6 protein-coding genes and 1 pseudogene are annotated in these 11,810 nt (G+C 65.5%); 4 read left to right on the forward strand and 3 right to left on the reverse strand.

What is annotated here, in order from left to right; all coding sequences use genetic code 11:
• Positions 1–111: 111 nt before the first annotated feature.
• Together V8F63_RS10300 and V8F63_RS10305 are read right to left on the reverse strand one after the other, a co-directional pair.
• Positions 112–249: an FKBP-type peptidyl-prolyl cis-trans isomerase gene (locus V8F63_RS10300; RefSeq protein ID WP_392355073.1), complete on the reverse strand. Its 138-nt coding sequence runs from the start codon at positions 247–249 to the stop codon at positions 112–114.
• A 38-nt stretch (positions 250–287) separates the two neighbouring features.
• On the reverse strand, positions 288–626 hold the full coding sequence (locus V8F63_RS10305; protein ID WP_392353086.1) for an FKBP-type peptidyl-prolyl cis-trans isomerase: 339 nt from the start codon (positions 624–626) through the stop codon (positions 288–290).
• Between the two features lie 459 nt (positions 627–1,085).
• On the opposite strand from V8F63_RS10305, the gene rpoB reads away from it, so the two are divergent.
• On the forward strand, positions 1,086–5,201 hold the full coding sequence (rpoB, locus tag V8F63_RS10310) for a DNA-directed RNA polymerase subunit beta (protein WP_253120414.1): 4,116 nt from the start codon (positions 1,086–1,088) through the stop codon (positions 5,199–5,201).
• 97 nt (positions 5,202–5,298) lie between these two features.
• Positions 5,299–9,489, forward strand: a pseudogene (rpoC, locus tag V8F63_RS10315) (DNA-directed RNA polymerase subunit beta').
• Between the two features lie 205 nt (positions 9,490–9,694).
• Here the strand turns inward: rpoC and V8F63_RS10320 are convergent.
• Entirely contained in the window at positions 9,695–10,141 is a 447-nt protein-coding gene (locus V8F63_RS10320; protein WP_392353088.1) for a hypothetical protein, read from the reverse strand.
• 765 nt (positions 10,142–10,906) lie between these two features.
• On the opposite strand from V8F63_RS10320, the gene rpsL reads away from it, so the two are divergent.
• Entirely contained in the window at positions 10,907–11,281 is a 375-nt protein-coding gene (gene rpsL / locus V8F63_RS10325) for a 30S ribosomal protein S12 (protein WP_003165508.1), read from the forward strand.
• 39 nt (positions 11,282–11,320) lie between these two features.
• A complete protein-coding gene (gene rpsG / locus V8F63_RS10330; protein ID WP_025976278.1) occupies positions 11,321–11,794 on the forward strand; it encodes a 30S ribosomal protein S7 in 474 nt (157 codons plus the stop codon).
• Positions 11,795–11,810: the final 16 nt, after the last annotated feature.

Genomic DNA, 11,810 nt, shown 5'->3' on the forward strand with positions numbered 1-11,810 from the left:
ACGGCTATCTCAGGACGGCCGCCCCCACGCGACCTCGACAAGGAGGCGCAGACGACAGCGTGTCGCCGGCGTCGTCAAGACGAATGACGATTCCCTGTCGCGGACGACCCGTCAGCCCTGCGGGTTCACGTCCAGCAGTTCGACCGTGAAGCGCAGCGCCGAGTTGGCGGGGATTTCCGTCCCCATCCAGCGCGAGCCGTAAGCCAGGTCGGCGGGGATGACGAACTCATAGGTCTCGCCCTCGCGCATCAGAGCCACGCCCTCGGTCCAGCCCTTGATGACGCGGTTCAGGGGAAGGTCGCGGGCTCGTTGCGCGAATAGGAGCTGTCGAACTCGCGCCCGTCGATGAAGGTGCCGCGATAGTGGACCTTGACCGTGTCGGTCGCGGTCGGCTGGGCGCCGTTCGGATTGGCCTTGCTGACGAGGCGATATTGCAGGCCCGACGGGGTCGAGGTCCAGCCGCGACGCTGGCTGTTCCACATCAGATAGGCGGCCTGGCCGACCTCCCAATTTTCCTGGGTCGCGGGTCCGACCGCCTCGCGCAGGCCGGGGTAGCCGACATCGGACGTCGAGGCGCAGGCGGTGAGCGATAGGGCGGCGAGGAGGGGCAGGGCGATGTGCTTCATAACGCAAGGCTTATCATATCAGCGTCATCGCGCCAGATGATTGAGCGAACGCCCCGCTCTTGTCATCCTGGAAGACGCATAGCGGCTATCCGGGACCGCCCGGAAGCGCCGCGTCTTGGGCGGTCCCGGCTCCGCGCGGCTGGGCCGCATCGCCTGGATGACGGTCCAGGATCAGATTATGCACAGGGCCTTTATTTCGCCGAAGAAGGGCGTATATATGCGCGCTTCGCAGATTCCATGAATCCCGCGCGAAAGCGCCGAGGCCCGGTTTGTCGCCCTCCGACCGGTGCGAAGGCGTCGCCCCTCCCCAAGGGGGCGGATACATCCAGGCGTCCTGATCCGCGTGAGGATCGAGGGTGGACGCCGAGAGACATTTAACGGTCACGGATCGCCGGTCGGCGCGCCGTGGCTGCTGCATTGAGAGCGGGCCTCGCAAGGGGCCGCGATTGGGAAAACAGAATGGCCAAGTCCACCGACGGTCTCGCCTTGGGTAAGATCGCTGCCGCCACGTCGTTTACCGGCAAGAAGCGCATTCGCTACAGCTTCGGGCGCATCCCCGAAGCCGTGCAGATGCCGAACCTGATCGAGGTTCAGCGCGCTTCGTACGAGCAGTTCCTGCAGCGCGAGTCGCGTCCGGGCCTGCGCAACGACGAGGGCATCGAGGCGGTCTTCAAGTCGGTGTTCCCGATCAAGGACTTCAACGAGCGCGCCGTACTGGAATACGTCTCCTACGAGTTCGAGGACCCGAAGTACGACGTCGAGGAATGCATCCAGCGCGACATGACCTATGCCGCGCCGCTGAAGGTCAAGCTGCGCCTGATCGTGTTCGAGACCGAGGAAGAAACGGGCGCACGTTCGGTCAAGGACATCAAGGAGCAGGACGTCTACATGGGCGACATCCCGCTCATGACGGACAAGGGCACCTTCATCGTCAACGGCACCGAGCGCGTGATCGTCTCGCAGATGCACCGTTCGCCGGGCGTCTTCTTCGACCACGACAAGGGCAAGACCCACTCGTCGGGCAAGCTGCTGTTCGCCGCCCGCGTGATCCCGTATCGCGGCTCGTGGCTGGACTTCGAGTTCGACGCCAAGGACATCGTCTACGTCCGTATCGACCGTCGCCGTAAGCTGCCCGCCACCACCTTCCTCTATGCCCTGGGCATGGACGGGGAAGAGATTCTCAAGACCTTCTACGAGACCGTTCCGTACGAGAAGCGCGGCGAAGGCTGGGTCACGCCCTACAAGCCGGAACGCTGGCGTGGCGTGAAGCCGGAGTTCGACCTGGTCGACGCCGACACCGGTGAAGTGGTCGCCCCGGCCGGTCAGAAGATCAGCGCCCGCGCCGCCAAGAAGCTGGCGGACGGCGGTCTGAAGTCGCTGTCGCTGGCGGCTGACGCCCTGCTGACCAAGTATCTGGCCTCCGACGCCGTCAACTATCAGACCGGCGAAATCTACGCCGAGGCGGGCGACGAGCTGGACGCCGCGGCGATCGAGCTGCTGGAAGCCAACGGCTTCACCACCATCGACGTGCTGGACATCGACCACGTCACGGTCGGCGCCTACATGCGCAACACCCTGCGCGTGGACAAGAACACGGGCCGCGAGGACGCGCTGTTCGACGTCTATCGCGTCATGCGCCCGGGCGAGCCGCCGACGCCGGAAGCGGCCGAGGCCATGTTCAACTCCCTGTTCTTCGACGCCGAGCGCTACGACCTGTCGGCCGTGGGCCGCGTGAAGATGAACATGCGTCTGGAAACCCCTGAGGTTTCTGACGAAATCCGCGTCCTGCAGAAGGACGACGTGCTGAAGGTGCTGCAGATCCTGGTCGGCCTGAAGGACGGCCGCGGTGAGATCGACGACATCGACAACCTGGGCAACCGCCGGGTCCGTTCGGTCGGCGAACTGCTGGAAAACCAGTACCGCGTCGGCCTGCTGCGCATGGAGCGCGCCATCAAGGAGCGCATGTCCTCGGTCGATATCGACACGGTCATGCCGCACGACCTGATCAACGCCAAACCGGCCGCCGCCGCGGTGCGTGAATTCTTCGGCTCGTCGCAGCTGTCGCAGTTCATGGACCAGACGAACCCGCTGTCGGAAATCACCCACAAGCGTCGTCTGTCGGCGCTTGGCCCGGGCGGTCTGACGCGTGAGCGCGCGGGCTTCGAAGTCCGCGACGTTCACCCGACGCACTATGGCCGCATCTGCCCGATCGAAACGCCGGAAGGCCCGAACATCGGTCTGATCAACTCGCTGGCCACCCACGCCCGCGTGAACAAGTACGGCTTCATTGAAAGCCCGTACCGTCGCGTGGTCGACGGCAAGGCGACGGACGAGGTGGTCTACATCTCGGCCATGGAAGAGGCGAAGCACGTCATCGCCCAGGCCAACATCGAGCTGAAGGACGGCGAGATCGTCGAGGAGCTGGTGCCGGGCCGGATCAACGGCGATTCCCAGCTGTTGACCAAGGAAGCGGTCGACATGATGGACGTGTCGCCCAAGCAGGTCGTTTCGGTCGCCGCCGCCCTGATCCCGTTCCTGGAAAACGATGACGCCAACCGCGCGCTGATGGGCGCCAACATGCAGCGTCAGGCCGTGCCGCTGGTGAAGTCGGACGCGCCGCTGGTCGGCACCGGCATGGAAGCCGTCGTGGCCGTGGATTCCGGCGCTGTCGTGGTCGCCCGTCGTGAAGGCGTGGTCGAGCAGATCGACGGCACCCGTATCGTCGTGCGCGCCACGGGCGATGTGGAAGCCGGCCGTTCGGGCGTCGACATCTATCGCCTGTCGAAGTTCCAGCGCTCCAACCAGTCGACCTGCATCAACCAGCGCCCGATCGTGCGCGTGGGCGATGCGGTGAAGGCCGGCGACGTCATCGCCGACGGCCCGTCGACGGACCTGGGCGAACTGGCTCTGGGCCGCAACGCCCTGGTCGCCTTCATGCCCTGGAACGGCTACAACTTCGAAGACTCGATCCTGATCTCCGAACGGATCGTGCGCGACGACATCTTCACCTCGATCCACCTGGAAGAGTTCGAGGTCATGGCCCGCGACACCAAGCTGGGCCCGGAAGAGATCACCCGCGACATTCCGAACGTCGGCGAGGAAGCCCTGCGCAACCTCGACGAGGCGGGCATCGTGGCCATCGGCGCCGAAGTCCAGCCGGGCGACATCCTGGTCGGCAAGGTGACGCCGAAGGGCGAAAGCCCGATGACTCCGGAAGAGAAGCTCCTGCGCGCCATCTTCGGCGAGAAGGCTTCGGACGTGCGCGACACCTCGCTGCGCCTGCCGCCCGGCGTCGCCGGCACCATCGTCGACGTGCGCGTGTTCAACCGCCACGGCATCGACAAGGACGAGCGCGCCATGGCCATCGAGCGCGCCGAGATCGAGCGTCTGGGCAAGGACCGCGACGACGAGCTCAAGATCCTTGAGCGCAACGTCTACGGCCGCGTGAAGCCGCTGCTGCTCGGCAAGACCGCCGTGTCCGGCCCGAAGGGCATGGGCCGCGGCGAGGTCACCGAAGAGAAGCTGGCCGAAGTGTCCAAGGGCCTGTGGTGGCAGGTCGCCCTCGACGACGAGAAGGCGATGGGCGAGCTGGAGGCCATGAAGAAGCAGTTCGAGGACGCCCGTAAGGCCCTCGACCGCCGCTTCGAAGACAAGGTCGAGAAGCTGCAGCGCGGCGACGAGATGCCGCCTGGCGTCATGAAGATGGTCAAGGTCTTCGTGGCCGTGAAGCGCAAGCTGCAGCCGGGCGACAAGATGGCCGGCCGTCACGGGAACAAGGGCGTCATCTCCAAGATCCTGCCGATCGAGGACATGCCGTACCTGGAAGACGGCACCCACGTCGATGTGGTGCTGAACCCGCTGGGCGTGCCGTCGCGCATGAACATCGGTCAGATCTTCGAGACCCACCTGGGTTGGGCCGCCGCCGGTCTGGGCAAGCAGATCTCCGGTCTGCTGGAAGCCTGGCAGCACGGCGGTCAGAAGCAGGCTCTGATCGAGCGTCTGACGGAAGTCTATGGCGCCGACACCCCGCTGCCGGACGACGAGGAAGACCTGATCGAACTGGCGAAGAACCTGTCCAAGGGCGTGCCCTTCGCGACCCCGGTCTTCGACGGCGCGCGCATCTCGGACATCGAGGACCTGCTGGAATCGGCCGGCCTGGACCGTTCGGGCCAGTCGATCCTGTATGACGGTCAAACCGGCGAACAGTTCAAGCGTCCGGTCACGGTCGGCTACATCTACATGCTGAAGCTGCACCACCTGGTCGACGACAAGATCCACGCCCGTTCGATCGGCCCGTACTCGCTCGTCACCCAGCAGCCGCTGGGTGGTAAGGCGCAGTTCGGCGGTCAGCGCTTCGGGGAAATGGAGGTCTGGGCTCTGGAAGCTTACGGCGCCGCCTACACCCTGCAGGAAATGCTGACGGTGAAGTCGGACGACGTGGCCGGCCGGACCAAGGTCTACGAGGCCATCGTCCGCGGCGACGACAGCTTCGAGGCCGGCATCCCCGAGTCGTTCAACGTGCTCGTGAAGGAAATGCGCTCGCTGGGCCTGAACGTGGAGCTGGAAAACAGCTGATCGGATCAAGCGCCCTTCCTCGCCTCGGCGGGGAGGGCGGTCCGCCTGTTCTCCTCTCTGAATGATTTTCGCGGGGCATTCCCGCAGAAGGAAAAAGATGAACCAGGAAGTCCTGAACATCTTCAACCCGGTCCCGGTCACCCCGACCTTCGACCAGATCAAGATCGCCCTGGCCTCGCCGGAGAAGATCCGCTCGTGGTCGTTCGGCGAGATCAAGAAGCCGGAAACCATCAACTACCGCACGTTCAAGCCCGAGCGTGACGGCCTGTTCTGCGCCCGTATCTTTGGCCCGACCAAGGACTACGAATGTCTGTGCGGCAAGTACAAGCGCATGAAGTACAAGGGCATCATCTGCGAGAAGTGCGGCGTTGAGGTCACCCTGGCCCGCGTCCGCCGCGAGCGCATGGGCCACATCGACCTGGCCGCCCCGGTCGCCCACATCTGGTTCCTGAAGTCGCTGCCGAGCCGCATCTCGCTGATGCTGGACATGGCGCTGAAGGACGTGGAACGCGTCCTGTACTTCGAGAACTACATCGTCACCGAGCCGGGCCTGACCCCGCTGAAGCAGAACCAGCTGCTGACGGAAGACGAGTTCTACCACTATCAGGAAGAGTTCGGCGACGACGGCTTCACGGCCGAGATCGGCGCTGAAGCCGTCCGCAACCTGCTGATGGCGATCGACCTGAACGCCGAGGCCGAGAAGCACCGCGCCGAACTGGCCGACAACCCGTCGGAGCTGAAGGCCAAGAAGGCGTCCAAGCGCCTGAAACTGCTGGAGGCCTTCATCGAGTCGGGCAACAAGCCCGAGTGGATGATCCTGACCATCGTGCCGGTCATCCCGCCCGAGCTGCGCCCGCTGGTGCCGCTGGACGGCGGCCGCTTCGCGACGTCGGACCTGAACGACCTGTATCGCCGGGTCATCAACCGGAACAACCGCCTGAAGCGCCTGATCGAGCTGCGCGCGCCGGACATCATCATCCGCAACGAAAAGCGGATGCTGCAGGAGTCGGTCGACGCCCTGTTCGACAACGGCCGTCGCGGCCGCGTGATCACCGGCGCCAACAAGCGTCCGCTGAAGTCGCTGGCCGACATGCTGAAGGGCAAGCAGGGCCGCTTCCGTCAGAACCTTCTGGGCAAGCGCGTCGACTACTCGGGCCGTTCGGTCATCACCGTGGGCCCGGAGCTGAAGCTGCACGAGTGCGGCCTGCCCAAGAAGATGGCGCTGGAGCTGTTCAAGCCGTTCATCTACGCGCGTCTGGACGCCAAGGGCCTGTCGGGCACCGTCAAGCAGTCCAAGCGCATGGTCGAGCGCGAGCAGCCCGCCGTCTGGGACATCCTGGACGAGGTCATCCGCGAGCACCCGGTTCTGCTGAACCGCGCCCCCACGCTGCACCGTCTGGGCATCCAGGCGTTCGAGCCCAAGCTGATCGAGGGCAAGGCCATCCGCCTGCACCCGCTGGTCTGTACGGCGTTCAACGCTGACTTCGACGGCGACCAGATGGCCGTGCACGTCCCGCTGAGCCTCGAGGCCCAGCTGGAAGCGCGCGTGCTGATGATGTCGACGAACAACATCCTGTCGCCCGCCAACGGCAAGCCGATCATCGTGCCGTCGCAGGATATCGTGCTCGGCCTCTACTACCTGTCGCTGGTCAAGGAAGGTCAGCCGGGCGAGGGCAAGCTGTTCGCCAACATGGGCGAAATCGACGCGGCGCTGGACGCCCGTGTCGTGACCCTGCACACCAAGATCAAGGCGCGCTGGACCGAGATGAACTCGGAAGGCGAAGTCGTGACCAAGGTGATCGACACCACGCCGGGCCGGATGAAGCTGGGCGCTCTGCTGCCGCTCAACGCCAACATCGGCTACAACCTTCTGGACAAGAACCTGACCAAGAAGGAAATCGGCAACCTGATCGATCAGGTCTATCGCCACTGCGGTCAGAAGGCGACGGTCATCTTCGCCGACCAGATGATGCAGATGGGCTTCCGCGAAGCGGCCAAGGCCGGCATCTCGGTGGGCAAGGACGACATCGTCATCCCGGCCAAGAAGGAACAGCTGGTCAACGAAACCCGCACTCAGGTCGAGGAGTACGAGCAACAGTACGCCGACGGCCTGATCACCAAGGGCGAGAAGTACAACAAGGTCGTCGACGCCTGGGCCAAGGCTACGGACAAGATCGCCGATGAGATGATGGGCGAAATCGCCCAGCCGCGCGTCCTGATCAAGGGTCAGGAGCCGGACATCAACTCGGTCTACATGATGGCCAACTCGGGCCCGTGGTTCGCAGGCGCAGATGAAGCAGCTGGGCGGGATGCGCGGCCTGATGGCCAAGCCCTCGGGCGAGATCATCGAGACGCCGATTATCTCGAACTTCAAGGAAGGCCTGACCGTCCTTGAATACTTCAACTCCACCCACGGCGCCCGTAAGGGTCTGGCCGACACCGCGCTGAAGACCGCCAACTCGGGTTACCTGACCCGTCGTCTGGTGGACGTGGCGCAGGACTCCATCGTCACCGAGGAAGACTGCGGCTCGACGCGCGGCATCACCCTGCGCGCCGTGGTCGAAGGCGGCGACGTGCTCGTCTCGCTGGGCCAGCGCGTGCTGGGCCGTTACGCGGCCGAGGACATCAAGGAGCCGGGCGGCGAAGTCCTGTTCCCTGCCGACACCTATCTGCAGGAAGAGGAAGTCGAGCTGATCGACAAGGTGGGCGTCCAGTCCATCAAGGTCCGTTCGGCCCTGACCTGTGAAGCCGACACCGGCATCTGCGCGACTTGCTACGGCCGCGATCTGGCGCGCGGCACCAACGTCAACATCGGCGAAGCGGTCGGCGTCATCGCCGCCCAGTCGATCGGCGAGCCGGGCACCCAGCTGACGATGCGGACCTTCCACATCGGCGGTACAGCCCAGGTGGCGGAAACCTCCTTCTTCGAGGCGACCAACGCCGGCGTCATCAAGGTCGTCGGGCCGACCGTTATCGCCGCCCACGGCGATCCGGTGGCCATGAGCCGCAACGTCGTGGTCACCGTGACCGTCGACGGCAAGGACCGCGATCCTACAAGGTGCCTTACGGCGCGCGCCTGCGCGTCAAGGAAGGCTCCGAAGTGGCCAAGAACCAGCGTCTGGCCGAGTGGGACCCGTACACCACCCCGATCCTGACGGAAGTCGGCGGCGTGGTGCGCTTCGAGGACCTGGTCGACGGCCTGTCCGTCAAGGAAGAGACCGACGAGGCCACGGGCATCGCCCAGCGCGTCGTCTCCGACTGGCGCGCCAGCCCGCGCGGCGCGGACCTGCGTCCGGCCATGGGCGTCACCCAGGGCGACAGCTACGCCAAGCTGTCGAGCGGTTCTGACGCGCGCTACCTGCTGCCCGTCGGCGCCATTCTGTCGGTGGCCAACGGCGACGAGGTCAAGCCGGGCGACATCGTCGCGCGTATCCCGACCGAAGGCGCCAAGACCCGCGACATCACCGGCGGTCTGCCGCGCGTGGCCGAACTGTTCGAAGCTCGTCGTCCGAAGGACTGCGCGGTCATCGCCGAGATGGACGGCCGCGTCGAATTCGGTCGCGACTACAAGAACAAGCGCCGCATCAAGATCACCCCGGAGCCGGATGCCGACGGCAACCAGGGCGAAGCGGTCGAGTTCCTGATCCCCAAGGGCAAGCACATCTCCGTCCACGACGGCGATCTGATCCAGAAGGGCGACTACATCATCGACGGCAACCCGGATCCGCACGACCTGCTGCGCATCCAGGGCGTCGAGGCGCTGGCCGAGTATCTGGTGAACGAAGTGCAGGAGGTCTACCGACTGCAGGGCGTGCCGATCAACGACAAGCACATCGAGGTGATCGTTCGCCAGATGCTGCAGAAGGTCGAGGTCATCGACTCCGGCGAAACCACCCTGATCCGTGGCGACACGGTCGAAGTGGCTGAAGCCGCTGTCGAAAACGCCAAGGTGGAGAAGCGTGGCGGCCGTCTGGCGATCACGCAGCCGGTCCTGCTGGGCATCACCAAGGCGTCGCTGCAGACCCGCAGCTTCATCTCGGCGGCGTCGTTCCAGGAGACCACCCGCGTCCTCACCGAGGCTTCGGTCCACGGCAAGAAGGACATGCTGGAAGGCCTGAAGGAAAACGTCATCGTCGGCCGCCTGATCCCGGCCGGCACCGGCGCCTACCTGCGCAGCCTGCAGAAGATCGCCAACGAGCGCGACGCTGTGCTGACCCAGGCCCGCGAAGAGGCGGTCGAGCCGCTTCCCGCGGATCTGGCCCTGGAGCTGGAACAGTCGGCCGACTGATCCGGGTTCAGACCTGAAAGACTGAAGAGGGCGGCGTCGAAAGGCGCCGCTCTTTTGTTGGCCTATCGCGCCTTGCGCTACTTGAGGCCGTTTGTTTGGCCTGTCGCGCCTTGCGCTGCTTGAGGCCGTTTGTCGGCCTACCGCGCCTTGCGCTGCTTGACGCTGTTGGGCGTGGCGAGGCTCATGGGGGCCGTGTGCTGGAGGCCTACTGCGGCCGCATCGGCTCGCGGGGGCCGGCGGCGCCGGGCGTCATCGGGCGGCCCGAGGCGGGCGCGCCGTCGCGGCGGGTCTGGACATTGCGGCTGGAGTCCATCTGCATCGAGGAATCTAGATGGGCGCCCGCGCAGCCCGTGCCGAAGTTGGAACCGGGGCAGTCCTGCGGCGCCAGGACGCCGACGCCCCCGCTGAGCGGGCGGCGCTTGGCCTCATAGCGTTGCAGCTCCCGCGCGCCTTCGCGAGCGAAGCGGGCGTCGCGCTCTGAATTGCCGCTGCCGGTGATGGTGCGACGCGCCGCAGCCTCGGCGGCGCGCTCGTTGAACCGCTCGTCGCAGAGGGCCCGTTCGGCGCGGGTCAGCAGTTCCGTCGAGCGGCAGCCCGCCGGAGAGGTGCGCAGCGCACGCGCCGTGGCGGCGGCCTGGCTTTCGGGCGTCACCTGCCAAGGATCGGCGGCTTGCGCGGCGGGCGGGGCGGGCGCGCCCTCGGGGGCTTCGCGGGCCAGGCGCGGCGCCGGCGGCGCGGGGCGTTCGGCGGCGCTAAGAGCGGGCGCCGTTTCGCGGCTGACCGGACCCGCAGGGCGGACCTGCGGCGCGGGGGCTGGGGCGACGGCGGGCAGGCGCGGCCGCTCATCGGGCAGAAGAGGGCGCGGCTCTATATCGAGATAGACGATCGGAAGCGTGGTTGTGACCAGATTCGGCGCCGGTCTGACGGTCTGGAAGGCAAGGGGGCCAGCAGCAGGCCGTGGATCAGCACCGAGACGCCGATCGTGGCCGCGCGTTGTCGGCCCGACGGGCGGCCCAAGGTCAATCTGTCCAGAACCGCGACGGTCATGCGACCTCCCCATCCCTCAATGAGAACATGGCTTTGCAAGCGTGGCGATATGTGGGCGGAGCGCTGAACAGGACGAACGGCGTGCGATAAGGCTGGCGCCTCTGCGAATCTCTTGACCTGTTAACGGATCGCGCGTAGAAGCCGCGCACTTTCGAGAGGTGGGCGGTTCGCCGTTCGCTCAGATCGTGACAATCGAACGGACGGGCTGCGCCCGCCGGAACGCCCAAAGCGCGCGTTCCGGTTTTTCTGTTTGGGCGTCTCGTTCGGCTCGATAACACCCGGGCGGGGCTTCGGTCCCGTTCAAAAGAAGGCTCATGAGGCGCTCCGGTCGAAAGACACACGCCTCCACATCGAAAAGAGACGAATTCGAATGCCCACGATCAACCAGCTGATCCGCAAGCCCCGCAAGCCGAAGCCGGTCCGCAACAAGGTCCCGGCCCTGGAGGGTTCGCCCCAGCGCCGCGGCGTCTGCACCCGCGTCTACACCACGACCCCGAAGAAGCCGAACTCGGCTCTGCGTAAGGTCGCCAAGGTCCGTCTGGCCAAGAACGGCGTCGAAGCCGTGTGCTACATCCCCGGCGAAGGCCACAACCTGCAGGAGCACTCGGTCGTGCTGATCCGCGGCGGTCGCGTGAAGGACTTGCCCGGCGTTCGCTACCACATCCTGCGCGGCGTGCTCGACACCCAGGGCGTCAAGGACCGCAAGCAGCGTCGTTCGCACTACGGCGCCAAGCGTCCGAAGTAATCCGCTCCTAGCGCCCTACAGATTTAAGAGGATACATCCATGTCCCGTCGTCACCGCGCTCAGAAGCGTGAAGTTCTGCCGGATCCGAAGTTTGGCGACCTGGTGGTCACCAAGTTCATGAACTACGTCATGTACGAAGGTAAGAAGGCCGTCGCCGAAAACATCGTTTACGGCGCCTTCGACATCCTGGCTGACAAGAAGAAGGAGCAGACTGCGGTCGAGACCTTCCACGCTGCGCTGGAAAACGTCGCTCCGGCCGTCGAAGTTCGTTCGCGTCGCGTCGGCGGCGCCACCTATCAGGTGCCGGTCGAGGTCCGTCCGGACCGTCGTCGCGCCCTGGCCATCCGTTGGCTGGTCAACGCTGCGCGCAACCGCGGCGAGAACACCATGACCGAAAAGCTGGCCGCCGAGCTGCTGGACGCCTCGAACAACCGTGGCACCGCCGTCAAGAAGCGCGAAGACACCCACAAGATGGCCGAAGCTAACCGCGCCTTCAGTCACTACCGCTGGTAACGTCTTAAAACCGTCC

Source organism: Brevundimonas sp. LF-1 (assembly GCF_037055305.1).
Classification (GTDB): domain Bacteria; phylum Pseudomonadota; class Alphaproteobacteria; order Caulobacterales; family Caulobacteraceae; genus Brevundimonas; species Brevundimonas sanguinis.